The 16,017-nt window shown below is 41.6% G+C and carries 18 protein-coding genes; 13 read left to right on the plus strand and 5 right to left on the minus strand.

The window, feature by feature from the left end; translation table 11 throughout:
• Positions 1-532: 532 nt before the first annotated feature.
• The 8 genes from FTV11_RS08720 (at position 533) to FTV11_RS08755 (ending at position 6,690) form a co-directional block, all read left to right on the plus strand.
• On the plus strand, positions 533-1,048 hold the full coding sequence (locus tag FTV11_RS08720) for a hypothetical protein (RefSeq protein ID WP_180073846.1): 516 nt from the start codon (positions 533-535) through the stop codon (positions 1,046-1,048).
• Positions 1,049-1,094: 46 nt separating this feature from the next.
• Complete coding sequence (locus FTV11_RS08725) at positions 1,095-3,077, plus strand: multicopper oxidase domain-containing protein (protein ID WP_180073847.1); 1,983 nt, start codon at positions 1,095-1,097, stop codon at positions 3,075-3,077.
• Positions 3,064-4,056 (plus strand): copper resistance protein B, encoded by a 993-nt coding sequence (locus FTV11_RS08730; protein ID WP_180073848.1) that lies wholly within the window; start codon positions 3,064-3,066, stop codon positions 4,054-4,056. Before FTV11_RS08725 ends, FTV11_RS08730 begins: the two co-directional genes overlap by 14 nt.
• A 300-nt stretch (positions 4,057-4,356) precedes the next feature.
• Complete coding sequence (locus tag FTV11_RS08735; protein ID WP_078191168.1) at positions 4,357-4,674, plus strand: multidrug efflux SMR transporter; 318 nt, start codon at positions 4,357-4,359, stop codon at positions 4,672-4,674.
• A gap of 54 nt (positions 4,675-4,728) precedes the next feature.
• Positions 4,729-5,046 (plus strand): quaternary ammonium compound efflux SMR transporter SugE, encoded by a 318-nt coding sequence (gene sugE, locus FTV11_RS08740; RefSeq protein ID WP_078191206.1) that lies wholly within the window; start codon positions 4,729-4,731, stop codon positions 5,044-5,046.
• A 37-nt stretch (positions 5,047-5,083) separates the two neighbouring features.
• Complete coding sequence (locus FTV11_RS08745) at positions 5,084-5,566, plus strand: methylated-DNA--[protein]-cysteine S-methyltransferase (RefSeq protein ID WP_180005010.1); 483 nt, start codon at positions 5,084-5,086, stop codon at positions 5,564-5,566.
• A 39-nt stretch (positions 5,567-5,605) separates the two neighbouring features.
• Positions 5,606-6,259 carry a nuclease-related domain-containing protein gene (locus tag FTV11_RS08750; RefSeq protein ID WP_180059814.1) on the plus strand — a complete coding sequence of 218 codons (654 nt, stop codon included), beginning with the start codon at positions 5,606-5,608 and terminating at the stop codon, positions 6,257-6,259.
• 62 nt (positions 6,260-6,321) lie between these two features.
• A complete protein-coding gene (locus FTV11_RS08755; protein WP_180055577.1) occupies positions 6,322-6,690 on the plus strand; it encodes an SseB family protein in 369 nt (122 codons plus the stop codon).
• 92 nt (positions 6,691-6,782) lie between these two features.
• Here FTV11_RS08755 and FTV11_RS08760 read toward each other — a convergent pair whose 3' ends face one another.
• Complete coding sequence (locus FTV11_RS08760; protein WP_180073849.1) at positions 6,783-7,715, minus strand: tRNA-dihydrouridine synthase; 933 nt, start codon at positions 7,713-7,715, stop codon at positions 6,783-6,785.
• 449 nt (positions 7,716-8,164) lie between these two features.
• On the opposite strand from FTV11_RS08760, the gene FTV11_RS08765 reads away from it, so the two are divergent.
• Entirely contained in the window at positions 8,165-8,374 is a 210-nt protein-coding gene (locus tag FTV11_RS08765; protein WP_067761877.1) for a cold-shock protein, read from the plus strand.
• A gap of 167 nt (positions 8,375-8,541) precedes the next feature.
• On the opposite strand, the gene FTV11_RS08770 is transcribed toward FTV11_RS08765, so the two are convergent.
• A complete protein-coding gene (locus tag FTV11_RS08770; protein ID WP_180073850.1) occupies positions 8,542-9,351 on the minus strand; it encodes an inner membrane protein YpjD in 810 nt (269 codons plus the stop codon).
• A gap of 138 nt (positions 9,352-9,489) precedes the next feature.
• Here FTV11_RS08770 and ffh point away from each other — a divergent pair, with 138 nt between their 5' ends.
• Together ffh and FTV11_RS08780 are read left to right on the plus strand one after the other, a co-directional pair.
• The gene (gene ffh, locus FTV11_RS08775; RefSeq protein ID WP_078191163.1) at positions 9,490-10,893 is read left to right on the plus strand and encodes a signal recognition particle protein; all 1,404 of its coding nucleotides are present in this window, start codon (positions 9,490-9,492) and stop codon (positions 10,891-10,893) included.
• A gap of 283 nt (positions 10,894-11,176) precedes the next feature.
• On the plus strand, positions 11,177-11,770 hold the full coding sequence (locus FTV11_RS08780) for an alpha/beta hydrolase (protein ID WP_078191162.1): 594 nt from the start codon (positions 11,177-11,179) through the stop codon (positions 11,768-11,770).
• 143 nt (positions 11,771-11,913) lie between these two features.
• Here the strand turns inward: FTV11_RS08780 and FTV11_RS08785 are convergent, their stop codons facing one another.
• The 3 genes from FTV11_RS08785 to FTV11_RS08795 form a co-directional block, all read right to left on the minus strand.
• On the minus strand, positions 11,914-12,591 hold the full coding sequence (locus FTV11_RS08785) for a hypothetical protein (protein ID WP_180073851.1): 678 nt from the start codon (positions 12,589-12,591) through the stop codon (positions 11,914-11,916).
• Positions 12,592-12,817: 226 nt separating this feature from the next.
• Positions 12,818-13,546 (minus strand): type III pantothenate kinase, encoded by a 729-nt coding sequence (locus tag FTV11_RS08790; RefSeq protein WP_180073852.1) that lies wholly within the window; start codon positions 13,544-13,546, stop codon positions 12,818-12,820.
• Positions 13,547-13,568: 22 nt separating this feature from the next.
• Complete coding sequence (locus tag FTV11_RS08795) at positions 13,569-14,324, minus strand: biotin--[acetyl-CoA-carboxylase] ligase (protein WP_180073853.1); 756 nt, start codon at positions 14,322-14,324, stop codon at positions 13,569-13,571.
• Between the two features lie 29 nt (positions 14,325-14,353).
• Between FTV11_RS08795 and FTV11_RS08800 the strand changes: the two genes are divergently transcribed.
• Both FTV11_RS08800 and FTV11_RS08805 read left to right on the plus strand, forming a co-directional pair.
• Positions 14,354-15,166: a sulfite exporter TauE/SafE family protein gene (locus FTV11_RS08800; RefSeq protein ID WP_180073854.1), complete on the plus strand. Its 813-nt coding sequence runs from the start codon at positions 14,354-14,356 to the stop codon at positions 15,164-15,166.
• Between the two features lie 147 nt (positions 15,167-15,313).
• Positions 15,314-16,009, plus strand: coding sequence for a GntR family transcriptional regulator (locus tag FTV11_RS08805; RefSeq protein ID WP_180073855.1), 696 nt, complete (start codon positions 15,314-15,316; stop codon positions 16,007-16,009).
• Positions 16,010-16,017 lie beyond the last annotated feature (8 nt).

Raw genomic sequence — 16,017 nt, forward strand, 5'->3', positions numbered from 1 at the left:
CAAGTAACTTGGACCAGTGTTGATCATTTAGCATTGTTCGAGGCATAGCGAGTGTAAAATTGGGTTTGGCGATTTAATTTTACTATCTCGCTATTTTTTTAATCAACAAATGTCAACAGACCCTAATCTATGGTAAATAATTAATCAGTTTAAAAAATAACTTTTATGTTTTAACTGGAAGATATGCGCTGATTTTTATGACAGCGCAATAAATTTAAAACTGTTGTGAATAACTGCACAATTAATTATGCTGTTAGCAACTATTGAGATACGCTGCGACTGGCAAAACACATCATCGATCGCACTAGATAGTGCTTTTAGATATTTCTGAATGTATCGTTCATGATGGATAAATCGGTCGAGCTGCATGTCATGTTGATACAAATGTCATGTGATTGCATTTGAATCGTAAATAATATCATCATGGTGTTTCATGCGGATTTCGGCTGAGCCGATCGCGTGATGTTTCTAAAGATGTGTTAATAGGGATATATTGTCACAGTGCATCATTGGGTTGAATTAGGATACTAAATTGTTTAATTTTTTGCGTAAGCATCTTGGCTTTGCTTGGCTCATGGCATTTGTCATGGGGTGGAGCAGTGTGGTCAGTGCACAGCAAAATTTTCAACATCAACAAATGATGACAGCGAATGCCCATCAGGCACCAGTTCATGCAGCACATACTGATCCTTCACGTTCAAATATAGCAAATTGCCATCAAAATCAGCGGCAAGCTGTTCCAGAGCATGCAGCACATCATGGCAAGCAGCCGACACCTGAAGTCATTTCAATGATGGACTGTCATCAATCTTTAGATTCGCCATCTGCACAGCAAGATGGTCTGGTGCATCATTCATCGATACAAAACACAGACTGTCAGGACTGTACACTCGCACATTGCCAAATCAGTACCTCTTATGTCGATAGCGCCTTGGTCGCATTGCAGACCGTCCATGTGCATCACTATGCAGAACCTCCTCGTTTCATTTTTGCTGGACAGCATTTAAAAGGCTTTTGGCAAGAAATTCTAAGACCTCCGCAAGCTTAACCTGAGTATTAAATACGTTTTTTCGTTATTTTATAAAGGTTAAGTCATGTCTAATTTATTTAAATCAGGCCTCGTGTTCGGGGTATGTCTGCTGTCTCCAACGTGGGCGTTTGCAGCCATTAAAGAATATCATCTGAATATTGATGAAAAGACCATCAATTTGACTGGTAAAGCGGTCAAGAAAATCAGCGTCAATGGTCAGTTTCCAGCACCATTACTGGAGTTTGAAGAAGGCGATGATGCGGTCATCCATGTGCATAATCAGCTCAAAAAACAAAATACCTCAGTGCATTGGCATGGTCTATTACTGCCCGGCTTAATGGATGGTGTCCCCGGCTTTAATGGTTTTAATGAAATTCAGCCTGATGGTAGCTTTACTTATAAATTTAAAGTCCGTCAAAGCGGAACCTATTGGTATCACGCGCATTCCAAAGGCCAAGAACAAGACGGATTGTATGGCGCTTTGGTAATTTATCCGAAAGGTAAACAAGCACTTGCCGTACATGAACAGACGCAACGTGATTATGTGGTCATGCTGTCTGATTTTCATGAATCATCTAGCGCTCAGATTATGGCAAATCTGAAAAAGTCTGCCGAATACTATCAAAATCAGCGTGAAACAGTTTCAGATGTATGGACGCAAATGCAACGAACGGGTTTGAAAAATACTTGGCAAGACCGTTCGATGTGGAATCAAATGCGTATGCTGAAAACGGATTTGTCTGATGTAACGGGTTATACGTTCTTATTGAATGGTAAAACTCCAGAACAAAACTGGACAGGTCTATTTAAGCCTAACGAAAAAGTTAGACTTCGTTTTGTAAATGCTGCGGCCATGTCGTTTTTTGATGTGCGTATTCCTCAGCTCAAAATGACGGTGGTCAGTGCAGACGGTCAAGCGGTCAAGCCGGTCGCTGTGGATGAATTCCGCATCGGTGCTGCAGAAACCTATGATGTGATCGTAGAGCCTAAATCTGCGCATTATCAGATTGAAGCTGAGTCGATTGATCGGACTGGATTTGCGATTGGCACTTTACATGATGAAACGCAGCCTCAGCACTCAGGTATTCATATACCAAAAGCACGGCTACGCGCTTTGCTGACCATGGAAGATATGGGGCATGGTTCAATGTCAGGTATTGACCATAGCAATATGGGACATATGGCTACAGGTTCAACCCAAACTTCAGCAATCCAGCAAGTGAATGCTCATGAGCACAGCGCGCATACTGTCGATCCGTCAAAGATTCAGCCGAATCAAGCACATGATCATGCAGCTATGGGACATGACATGGACCATTCTCCAGTGACTGCACATACTACTATGCAGCATCCAGAGATGCATAAACAGAACATGTCTGATTCAGCGCATGCCAATATGGATCATAGTGTGATGGATCATTCATCTATGAACCACTCCTCAATAGATTCATCTATGAAACATGATATGCATACAGCGATGGAGCATGCACAGTCTAAAGGAGAGATGCGGGCAGTTGAAAATTCAGCAACGGTTATGGGTTGGGCCAATGCTTCAACACCTGTCGGTGATAAGGCACTGCAATATAGTGATCTAAAAGCGTTAACCCCGCAGCCTGATACACGTGAACCGACGCAAGACTTGGTCATTCATTTGGGTGGAACTATGGAACGCTATATGTGGACCATGAATGGCAAAAAATTTAGCGAAGCTGGACCACTAAAAGTGAAATATGGTGAGCGAATCCGACTGAAATTTGTCAATGACAGCATGATGGCGCATCCGATGCATTTACATGGCATGTTTATGCAATTGGAAAATGGGCAAGTGTCTTCTGAAATGCCAAATAAACATACGGTGATTGTGCCGCCGGGGAAAACAGTGACGGCTCTGTTAACGGCCAATGAATTAGGGGAATGGGCGATTCATTGTCACTTGCTGTATCACATGTCTGCAGGGATGATGAATAAACTTGTGGTCGCAAATGTCGCAGAGAATACGAAAACGGCATCTGTACCGCAAAAGGAGGTGTCTCATGCGCATCATTAAACCATGCACATATACGGTTCTAAGTTTAGCTTTGGCATCGGTCACTCAAATGACCATGGCGCAAGATGCACATCACAGCATGCCGATGTCAGCTCAACATGAGTCGCATTCCTCACATGATTCGTCGCATCAAGTGATGCAAACAAGGATCGAATCGAACAAGATGGAGCATACTGCAGAACATGCAGAACATGCAGAACATGCAGAACATGCAGAACATGCAGAACATGCAGAACATGCAGAACATGCAGAACATGCAGAACATGCAAATGCATCATCTATTGCGTCACGTGCTGCTTCTGCGCAGTTTCCTGTTGATCATAAGCGTGAACATGGTGGACAGATTTATCAAGCGACTGAGATAGACAATCGATGGCTCAATAATGCCGATGGCAGTGGAAGTTTAAAGACCGAAATTGAGAGTCGAATCGGGACCGATGAAAATAAGCTCTTTATCAAACTACATGCCGATAAAGCAGAATCTCAAGATGCTGATTATGCGGCTCAAGTGATGTATAGCCGTATGATCTCCGACTTTTGGGATGCGCAAATTGGCGCACGTTATCGGGTCGATGAACATCAAGTGATGGACAAGGAACAGTTTGATGCTGCGGTGGGTCTGCATGGTCTGGCACCGTATTTCTTTGAAACTGATGCTTATCTATATCTTGGTACAGATAATCAGGTCAGTTTTTCTTTAAAAACCGAACGTGATCTGCTGCTGACGCAAAAATTGATTTTAAAACCGTATCTGAACCTAGATGTGGTGCTGAGTGATGATTCCGCCTATGCACAAAAAACAGGACTCAGTTCTGTATGGCTAGGGCTAGAAACACGCTATGAAATCAATAAAAAGCTGATGCCCTTTATCGATGTCGCTTACAGCTATGAAAAAGGAAATCAGCATACGGCATGGCAAGCTGAAACTGGAAGTGAAAAGCAATGGTGGTATGGCGCAGGTCTTCGTCTGAAGTTCTAATCGGCGAATAGACCAAATAAATAGGGTATCATCAATAGGTTTTGGTGATGCCTTTTTTATTTCTGAATTTGTCCTTTGAACAGACATGCTATGTTTTGGCGCAAATCATCAGCACTAGAGTTTTACTCAACTGAATAACGCCCTGAATTTGGTCAAAAAATGTAAAGACTGCACTAAAATTCAGCATATTTGCTATACTGAGAAAATATTCGGAGGAACGACCTCCCTTACATCTTTGTTCAAAGCCAGTAAGAAAAATCGTCAGGACGACCTGACTCTATTAATATGGAGGAAGGCATCATGGCTTGGGTTGTTCTGGTATTCGCTGGTATTTTTGAAATCGTTTGGGCCTATTCGATGAAGCTCTCAGAAGGCTTTACAAAACTTGGCCCAAGTTTAGTCACTTTATTTTTTATGATCCTGAGCTTTGGTTTGTTGGCCTATGCCATGAAAACGTTGCCTCTGGGAACAGCTTATACCATTTGGACAGGAATCGGCGCGATTGGCTCTTTCCTCGTGGGTATTTTTATACTCGGTGAGCCTGCAACTGCCATGCGGATGTTAGCCGCAGTACTGATCATTTCGGGTCTAATCTTGATGAAATTATCTTCAAGTTAATATGTTCTAAAGCACAGCGGTCATTGATCCCTGTGCTTTTTTTGGGGTAAAAATATGGCTTGGGTTTTATTAATTGTAGCGGGATTACTTGAGGTGGTTTGGGCCTATTGTATGAAAGTCTCTGAAGGCTTTAGCAAACTGACGCCAAGTATTTTGACCATTGTTTTCATGATCGCAAGTTTCGCTTTATTGTCTTATGCAATGAAATCCTTACCACTGGGTACAGCCTATACGGTGTGGACAGGGATTGGTGCAGTGGGTTCATTTATCCTCGGCATCGTTGTATTGGGTGAGCCTGCCAATGCCATGCGCATGCTAGCTGCGGTACTGATTATTTCAGGACTGGTCTTGATGAAATTATCGTCCTCCTGAATAATGAAGTGCTGCGATTTTGAGCTTGGAGTATGTCATGCAACTTTCTTATCAGTTTTTAGATTCGCCCGTTGGACAATTAAAACTTGTTGCACATGAAACCGCATTGGTGGCTGTCCTTTGGGAAAATGAAAACCCTAATCGTGTGCGATTGGCGGCTTTGGTTGAAGATCGGCAACACCCGATTTTGCTCAAAACTGCACAGCAATTAAATGAATATTTTGCAGGTAAAAGACAGCAATTTGACTTGCCGCTAGACTTTGAAGGTACCGAATTTCAGCAACAAGTTTGGCAAGCTTTACTGACAATTCCTTTTGGAGAAACTCGCAGTTATAAACAAATTGCAGAGCAGATAGGCAATGTCAAAGCCGTACGTGCTGTCGGTGCAGCCAATGGTAAAAATCCAATTTCAATTATTGCACCCTGTCATCGTGTCGTGGGCGCAAATGGAAAATTAGTGGGTTTTGCGGGTGGTTTAGAAAATAAAGAAATATTGTTAAAAATTGAGAAATTACAATAAAATATAAAATATACTTATTTAAAATAATGAATCAAAACAATGAATATTTCTCAAATCTTTGCACCCCTCATTTCGACGTTGTGGTGGCTAATTCCATTGTTACTGATTGTGGGGGCAATCAAAGCATTTAAACCTTTTTTAAAGGGGAAAATGGGGGAGTTTGCTGTCGCCGTTCATGTTAAACTTTATTTGAAAGACCATTATATCTTGTTAAATGATTTGACCTTACCAGATGGCGAGGGAGCTACGACTCAAATTGATCATCTTCTTTTAAGCCCATTTGGTGTGTTTGTGATTGAAACTAAAAACTATAAGGGTTGGATTTTTGGGAGCGAGAGACAAAAACAATGGACGCAAAAGATTTATAAAAAAAGTTTTAAATTTCAAAATCCGATTCACCAAAATTATAAACATATGAAAGTGTTAGAACTGGTGTTGAGCGATATTGTGGATAAAGACAATATGCATTCTGTGATTGTTTTTATGCCTGAAGCGGTGTTTAAAACAGAGATGCCGTCGAATGTTTTTCGGGGTACAGCTTGGGTGGACTATGTTCAAACTTTTCAGCAACCCGTGATCTCTGAAATGAAACTTAAACGAATACAGTTGCGTTTAGAAAAAGAAATTTTAGAAAAGTCGTGGAAAACAAATCGACAGCACATTGAGGATTTAAATCAACGGCATAATTCATAAACTTCCTGTATGCTGTGGATTGTGAACAGTATCTGACTGATAAAAATAGACGGACAATAACAATGAACGACACGCTGCAACATCTTTATGAATCGACTTTAGATCATCCTGAGCAATACCAAGACTTTTATCAGCAACTTTTAGCCAGCCAAGTGTATTGTCTGGGTGAGCGTGATGCTGAGCAGCATCTGCATTTTCAATTGATGGAAACGGAGCAGGGCGAGCAAGCCATTCCATTCTTTCTGAGTCTTGCGATGCTTCAACAGGATGTTGGCGCAGACGCAGAATTTGTCATGATCAGTGCTGAAAAATTGTTTGCCATTACCAAAGGCGCAAGCTTGGTGATGAACCCGACTTCGGAACATCCGAAAGAGTTTTTGGCAGATGAGATCGATGCAATTTTAGAGTTTGCCACACAACAAAGCCTTTGAACACTGTAGGTGTAATCAAAGGCTCTGCGGCTACGCTTAAATAGCTGTTTTCACACTTTTTCGTTTTCATATTGGGCGATGTGCTTTAAAACTTACATACCGGCTTTGAGTTTTTGCACGATTTCATCAAGTGGTTTGACACGTTTTACTTCATCCCAAAGGACTTTGGCTTCTGGATAGTGCTTCGACATCATGCCGAGCCATTGTTTATAACGACCGACCATATTCATTTCTTTTTTATACGAGCCATTTAAGAAACGAATTTGTAATCCAAGTAGTTCATGCCATGTAATCAGCGGTTCATCGGTATTACGACGGATACACTGTGTAATGTCAGGAGTGGTCACCGCAGCACGACCAATCATTAGGTCTTCACAACCGGATTCGAGTTGGCACTGTTTGGCATCGGCATTATTCCAAATTTCACCGTTGGCAATCACATTGATTTTCAATGCTTCACGAATGGGTTGCAACTGATCCCAAAAGGCAGGCGGGGTATAACCATCGGCTTTAGTCCGCGCATGGACTGTAACCCATGCAGCTCCAGCATCTTCGATGGCATGCGCATTTTCCATAGTGAAGTTACGGTCCATATAACCCAAACGCATTTTTGCTGATACAGGAATATGACTCGGAACAGCATCACGCACAGCTTTGACTAACTCATACACCACTTCAGGCTCATCCAGCAGAACTGAACCACCACGGTGGCGGTTGACGGTTTTTGCAGGGCAACCAAAGTTCATATCAATTGCAGGGGCACCAAGTTCTACCGCGCGTACAGCATTTGCCGCGAGCATAGTGGGATTGTTACCTAACAACTGCACATGAACCGGTGTTCCTGCTGCAGTTTTGCCTGCATTGTTTAGTTCAGGACAATAGCTATGATAAATATGATCGGGCAGGACAGAGTCCGTGACACGGATAAACTCGGTTACACACCAGTCAAAACTCCCCACATGCGTTAACACATCTCGCATAATTGGGTCGGTTAAGCCTTCCATCGGCGCAAGAACAAGTTTCACGGTCACACAGCCAAAAATTGAAAAACGGAGTTATACGTGGTTTTGAAAGGGATGTCTAGGTTTTGTGCTTCTGGTGATGCGGAATACGAAATCACAAGATTTTATGTAATTATTTGGTGAAATTAGGACCAAAGTCGTAAAGTCTTGACTGACATAAAACTTAAACAATAAAATGAGTAAATACAGATGGATAGTAATAATAAGAAGATGGCTTTTACTGTTGTTTTTTAATGGAATCAACAACATATACTGTGCTTGAATCTTTTAAGATTTCATGTATGATGGCTGCAACTAGAAAAAAAGTATTGTTTCGTAAATTTTCTTTAAGTATCGCAGTGTTAGTCATAATCCTTCGTTTTTTACAGAAATGAAGTTCAATTCTTTATTATTTTCCAAGTTATAGTCAGTCATCATCCAATGGCTAAATCAACAAATTAATAGGTATTATTATGTCTAATACAGTTACTGGTACAGTTAAATGGTTCAACGAAACTAAAGGTTTCGGTTTTATTGCACAAGACAACGGTCCTGACGTTTTTGCTCACTTCAGCGAAATCACTGGTTCTGGCTTCAAAACTTTGCAAGAAGGCCAAAAGGTTTCTTTCAGCATCGCTCAAGGTCAAAAAGGCCCGAATGCTGTAAACATCGTTGCTCTATAATTTAGACGTAATGAAAAAAAAGCGCTGTATAGCGCTTTTTTTATGCCAGTTATTTCTGTGTGAATAATCAAGCTATAATAAAGAGAGCCTTAGCTCCCTTCTTGATAAAACTTACTTCTTAATAAAACTTACTTCGTAATAAAACTTAAAATCATTTCATCGTCGACTTAGCGGCCCAAAACCATTTCTAAAATAAACTTAGATCCAATAAAGCCGACTGCCAAAAGACAAAAACCAATAATGGTAAAGCGAATAGCTTTTTGACCACGCCAGCCAAAACGATAGTGTCCAATAAGCAAAGCTCCATAGACGAACCATGAAATAATGCTAAAGGCTGTTTTATGTGCCAAATGCTGTGCAAAGAAGTTATCGATGGTGAAGAAACCAAACCCAAGCGCCACGGTCAGTAGTGCAAATCCAGCAATCAATAAATCAAATAGCAAAGATTCCATGGCTTGGAAGGATGGAAGCAGGCTCACCCATACACGCTTTTTCTGCTTGTTTTTTAGTTCACGGTCTTGTAAACGCAAAATAACCGCTTGAATAGTTGCCATCAGCAGGACTGCATACGCGGAAAGCGACAAAATAATGTGAACATCTAAGCCGAGAGAGTGCTGTTCAATAAACTGATTTTGTTTACTAAAGGCAAAACCCAATATTAAACCCATTGCTGCTACAGGGATACCGAGCAAATTCATTGCAAGAACAGGGCGATAGGTACTAAAAATTAAACTGAGAAAAAGCATTAAACCTGATGTAAAAGACATCAAGTTAAACACATCATAATTAACACCTGATGGTGTCATCATGTCGTTATATAAAACGCCTGCATGTAGCAACATGCCTAAGCCAAGCACTACACCAATTAACCAATGGTTCGGTACACGTTTAGACATCAAATGGCTGAATAAATACCAAAAAGAAGTGGTATAAGCGATTAATGCTAAGATCGTATAAACCAAGGGGAGACTGATCATGTCAAACCTTTTTCAGGATGATGAATATTCATTTATATAAATTCTGCAAGAACTAAAGTATCCTATAGCATTCTATGCATAAATTTTCTATTTTAAGAAACAATTTTTTGCTCATGGCTATTTTAAGCGGAATTTGCAATGTTTGATACCTTAACAGAACGACTCACGCAGAGTTTAAGAAATGTTACTGGCTCAGGGCAGCTAACCGAAGACAATATTAAAGATACGTTACGTGAAGTACGTATGGCACTTCTTGAAGCCGATGTGGCGTTACCTGTAACTCGTGAATTTATCGCGAAAGTTAAGGAAGAGGCATTGGGTCAAGAAGTGATGACTCAGTTATCACCGGGGCAGGCATTCGTCAAAATCGTTCATGATGAATTGACCAAAATGATGGGTGAGGCGAATGAAAGCCTAGACCTAGCGGCAAAACCACCAGTTGTTGTGCTTCTTGCAGGTTTGCAAGGTGCGGGTAAAACAACCACTGCGGCAAAACTTGCACGTTTCTTACAAGAACGTCAAAAGAAAAAAGTAGCAATGGTATCTGCCGACGTTTATCGTCCAGCAGCGATTAAACAGCTACAAACAGTTGCAGGTGAAGTTGGCGCGATTTTCTTTGAATCAAGCGCAGACGAAAAACCAATTACCATCGCTAATCGTGCGATTGAGCAAGCAAAAATTCAATTTGCTGATGTCTTGATTGTCGATACAGCAGGTCGTTTACATGTAGACGACGAAATGATGGATGAAATTAAAGAGCTTCATGCAGCAATTAAGCCGACTGAAACATTGTTCGTGGTTGATGCCATGACCGGTCAGGATGCGGCGAATACGGCAAAAGCCTTTAATGATGCTTTGCCTTTAACAGGTGTGATCCTGACAAAAACGGATGGTGATGCACGTGGTGGTGCGGCACTTTCTGTTCGTGCTATTACTGGCAAGCCGATTAAATTCTTGGGTATGGGTGAAAAACTCGATGCCCTAGAGCCATTCCATCCTGAACGTATCGCACAGCGTATTTTGGGTATGGGTGACGTACTTTCTTTGGTCGAAGAAGTTGAACGTAAAATCGACAAAGAAAAAGCCGAAAAAATGGCGAAAAAACTGCAAAAAGGCGGTAGCTTCAACTTTGAAGATATGCTGATGCAGTTTGAACAAATGAACAAAATGGGCGGTATGATGGGCTTCCTGGATAAACTTCCAGGCATGAGCAACTCAGGGATTCAAGATGCAATTGCACAAGCAAATCCTGAAAAGCAAGTGAAGAAAATGGAAGCGATTATTCAATCGATGACCATTAAAGAACGTCGTAACCCAGACTTGATGAATCCAAGCCGTAAAAAACGTATTGCAGCAGGCTGTGGTATGGATGTTGCTGAAGTGAATAAACTCATCAAGCAACATGCGCAAATGGCGAAAATGATGAAGAAATTTGCCAACCCAACGGGTATGGCAAAAATGATGAAATCATTAGGCAATATGCAAAAACAATTTGGCGGCGGTGGCATGGGTCCATTGTTTGGCAGTAAAGATCCGAAGTAATTTGGACTGAAAAAAAGGCGCTTTCTGCGCCTTTTTTTATGGCTGCAATTTGACGAGACTGTGCGTTCAAGTAAAGTGGTAGGGTACATTTGATAGCAAGTACTGGATGAAGGAATCTTGCTATACCAGCAGATAGATACCGAACTGAGCTAAATCATTACAAAAAGATGCCAAATTGACATTGAGAGCGTGTAGGTGACAGGTTTAAAACAGAGGTGAAAATTTGCCGAACTGCAAATTGAAAGCTTCACTAAAAATAATCACCTAAAATAAGAATCAAATCATGAATACACCGCATACGCCAGAAAGCCAAAAGATCTATATTGTTCATGGTCATGATGCATCGCCTAATGATCATTGGTTTCCTTGGTTGGGACGAAAGCTGCAAGAAGCAGGACATTATTCTCGACGCATCGTGATGGCAAATGCAGCACAACCTGATTTTGACCATTGGCAGAAATTTCTAGCGTTGCAAATGCCTGATTTGGATGAAAATACCATTGTGATTGCCCATGGTTTGGGGTGCTTAACTACGCTGCATTATCTCAATCAATATTTTGAACAGCATGGCACACGGATTAAAGCGGGCGTTTTTGTGTCAGGTTTTAAAAGTAGTTTACCGACACAACCTGAATTAACCGCATTTATTCAACGTGCAAAAATGGATAGCGGTGTTTTACAGACCTATATGCCGATTTGTATCAGCTTGATTTCATCCAATGATCCTATCGTGCCGCCACCGGTTGCGATCCAATTGGGCAATTTTATAAATGCACAAATTTATGAAGTGAAAGAAGCCGGGCATTTCACAGCAAAAGATGGCTTTTCTGAGATTCCACAACTGTGGCACGTGTTAGAGCCAATTTTAACGGCTTAGATAGGTTTTGTGCGCGTGTTTAATAGATCGCGTGTTTTGTAGATAAGGTAATAGTGAAAACTAAAATTGATCATGCAATAGGTGCAATTGAAGATAAAAAAAGGCGCAATCTGCGCCTTTTGTTTGTTCGATTTGTTGATAGATCAGTCGAGTTCTAAAGCAACACGTTCACGAATGTCGTCAATGTTGTCATTGGCTTCGCGACCATCTTCCTGCCAAGCTTTATAGCCACCAACATATTCACCATCGGTATCGACCACATATTCAGCCGCAATTTTTCCTGAGGCATACCATAAGCGATAGGCATCATTGCCATTTTCATCGACTTTATACGCTGCGCCACGTTGTCCTGTTGGATAAAACTCTTCGCCGTGGATGCTCACGCCATCTTGGTTCACAAAGGTTGATTCTACTTTGCCGTTTTTGCGATAAAGCGTTACTGGGCCTTCAATGTCACTGCCACTGAAACTAAATAGTTTCATCGGATCTTTGACCCAAGCAGGTGAGGATTGAGGGGTTTTGGTTTCTTGGTAAAAATCTTGGACTAAAAAATCACCTGTGGCATTACGACCTAAAAGTACACGGTAATAGCCGTCTTTGACTGGGGTCATGTAATAGCTTGAGTCAATATACGATACGCAGCCGCAGTAATCAGGATTATCTTCATCACCGAAATAACCCAAAACAGCTTCAGAGGTGCTGAGCTGTGATTTGATTTCGGCAGGGGTTTTAGAGTTGGCTAGATTTTGTGTCGTGGTACAACCGCCGAAGAATAATGTAGAGGCGAGCAGGCTTAAACCCAGTAAATTTTTAAATTTCATATCTATACTCTTCGTCTTATATTCTATCTTGAAAGACATTTTTAAATTATAAAGTTGCTGATGTATCTGTCGATCATCGCAGGCTATTGTAATTCCTTGGACGAAAAAAGGTCATGAATCGCGATACAATTTGTAACCACGCTTATATGAAATGAACCTCAATAAAAAAGCGTGATCACCATTGGCCATCACGCTTTCACAGTTTGCTATCAAATAAATAGCTAAATTACACACCATTTACATAACTTTGTAGGCCTCGAAGCAGTAAATCTGCTTCGACAGCTGGCTGGTATTGTTCTAAATAGCGTGCAAATAGCGCAGCATCGCCACCGGTTAAAATCAACTGACTTGGATATTTGTCGAGAACCTTTTCAATGGTGCTGACCAAACTGAGCAATATGCCATGATGAACAGCATCGATGGTATTTTTACCAGGAGACAACTCGTCAAAGATGGCATCTGGAATTTTAATGCCTTTGGTATTTTGGATGAGCGAATCACGTTGCAAATATAAATTTGGCAAAATATAGCCACCTAAATGTTGTAATCCATCCGTTAAGTCAATGGTGAGTGCCGTTCCACAGCTAATCACACAGTATTTTTGAGCAGGGTCTTTGACCACAGCCAGCATTTGCAGCCAACGGTCGATCCCGAACTTTGTGGTGTCTTCGTAAGCACAGCGCAAGCCCGCATATTCGGCATGAACTTTGGCAAAGGTGACAGGAACGGCTAAAAATTTAAGAATTTTTTGAATCCGATCATTATTTTTTTTGTCGAGTACTGAAGAAATACCCACCTGATCTAAATTCAAGCTTTTAAAGTGCTGGATCAAACCGAGTAGAAGTTCCGCAGGAGACTGTAGATGCAGTTCCGCAGCATGTTCTATGATTTGATCGTGTTCAGTAATCCAGTATTTCAGCCGAGTATTACCGACATCGAGCCATAATTTTTTCATCAGTAGGCCTTTGCAATCCTGTTTATGATTGATCTGCTAAACGTAAGCGACCTTGGAAATGATTTTCTAAGCGCTGCGAAGTTTGGATGTTGATCGAACCATCATTTTCAATACCGAGAAAGAGACCTTGGCTTTTGCCTTGCAGGTGTTCAAGCTCAACGGGCTGTTGCATAAATGCAGCATAATGGTTGAATCGTGCAGCGAGGTTATAGCAGTTATGATCGAACCATTCACCTGCAAGTTGAATCGCTGCATAGAGTTCAGCGATTAACTGTAAACGGTTTGGCGAGTGAAGTCCGAGTTCATATAACGACGTTGCGCGTTGCTCAATTCCTCTGGATGGAATCGGAAATAAGTTCATGCCCACGCCGACAATCGCTTGATGTGGCGAAATTGGTTCAATCAAAATCCCGCCCCATTTGCCTTGTGGGCTATATAGGTCATTGGGCCATTTCACTTGTAAAGCGAGATTTTGCAAACTTGGCATTTGTAAGATATTTAAGGCAATTTCGAGTGCAAGCCGTCCATCTATCGCTGTTTGTAAATTCAGCAATGTGCTTAAATAGATATTACCAACGGGTGAGACCCATTGATGATCGCGTTGCCCACGGCCTTGAGTCTGTTGTTCACTGCATACCAAAACATGCTGAATGCCTTTTTTGGCAATCTCACGGACATCGTCATTGGTCGATGTAGTAATGGGCTTCAGTAATAAAACTTCAGGCGGTTGAGGTACTGTGCTCAGCAATTGCTGTAAGTATCTGGTCTCTAAATCCATTTGAATCTGAGAGTTGTGGAATAATATTGATGGAGTTAATCATATATTTACTGATTGGTGCAATCGCTGGTTTTGCTGCGGGGCTATTTGGTGTTGGCGGTGGCCTGATTATTGTGCCAATTTTGTTCATCGTCTTTACCCAACTTCAGTATGACCCCAGTGTGATTATGCACATGGCGGTGGGCACATCTTTAGCCACGATTATTGTGACCTCACTCAGTTCGGTTTCGGCGCATCATAAAAAAGGTGCAGTGCTGTGGAATGTCTTTCGTAATTTGGCACCGGGTTTGGTGATCGGTTCATTTCTCGGTGCAGGCATTGCAGATTATTTATCAGGGCAGGGTTTGCAACTGTTAATTGGCTTTTTTGCGGTCTGGGTGGCCTTTAAAATGTTTCGCGGTGCAGCGACACCAGTCGATCCGAATAAACATTTACCCTCACAAGCCATGCAAATGGCAGCAGGCGGTGGTATTGGGATTGCTTCTGCGATCTTCGGTATTGGTGGTGGTAGCTTAACCGTCCCGTATTTGAATAAAAACGGCGTCATTATGCAAAAAGCGGTCGCAACCTCTGCTGCATGTGGTTTACCGATTGCGATTGCTGGGGCCCTCGGCTTTATGTGGTTTGGTCATCAAGCCGATATCGAGGTTCCCAATACCATTGGTTATATCCATATTTATGCATTTATCGGGATTAGTGTAATGAGCTTCATTACTGCGAAATTGGGTGCGAAAGTGGCTCATATGTTGTCTCCATTTATGCTAAAGCGTTGTTTTGCATGTTTATTAATAACAGTCGGCTGCTATTTTATTTACCAAGGTATGCAAGTCTTTGGCGCATGATTGTCCGTTTTGACTGACAAAATTGGCTTTGTTGACACAAGATTGTCAGACAATGTCATGTTCAATTAGGTTGCTTATCGTTTCTAATGCAAATAGATTGAGTGTAAATCTGAACATTGCATCTTATAAAAAAAAGATAGGAACAGTATGCAACAACAAGAAGCGGACAGTTTGTCAGAACAAATTGCCAAACACATCGGTGAACAAATCATTCGCGGTGAGTTGGTCGAAGGCGAGCGTATTCAGGAACTTAGAATTGCGGCTGAATTGGATGTGAGCCGTGGCTCTGTTCGTGAAGCTTTATTGATTTTAGAACGGACCCAACTCATTGAAATCTACCCGCGACGTGGCGCCTTAGTCTCTGAAATGTCGGCTTTACAAGTGCGTTCATTATTTGATATTGCAGCATTATTGTTGGGCCAAATTGTGCATCGTATGGCGGAAACGTGGCGCAGCCATGAAGCTGAGCGTATCCAGTCATTACTTGAACAATTAGATGTAGAAACTCGCCAAGGCAATACCGAAAAGTTTTATGATCTGATTTTTCAGGGCATGGCTCGTCAGCATGAAATGGTGGGAAATACCTACCTGATGCGTTATTACCAAGAATTGTTGCCATCACTCAGACGCAGTTATTTTCTGACACTGAATATTTCACGACGTGAACTCCAAGAATCTTTTGATTTGTTTAAATTGGTGACTGATGCAGTTTTAATCAGAAAATCACATCAAGCCACTTTATTTATGGAAGATTTTTGTCGACACTTACGCAACCTTGTGTTGGAATCACTAACACGGATGAAACAAATCGAATTAGCGTGGGCGAGACGTTCACGCCGCTGATCAGGACA

The sequence above is a fragment of the Acinetobacter sp. YH12231 genome (assembly GCF_013417755.1).
Taxonomy (GTDB): Bacteria; Pseudomonadota; Gammaproteobacteria; order Pseudomonadales; family Moraxellaceae; genus Acinetobacter; species Acinetobacter amyesii.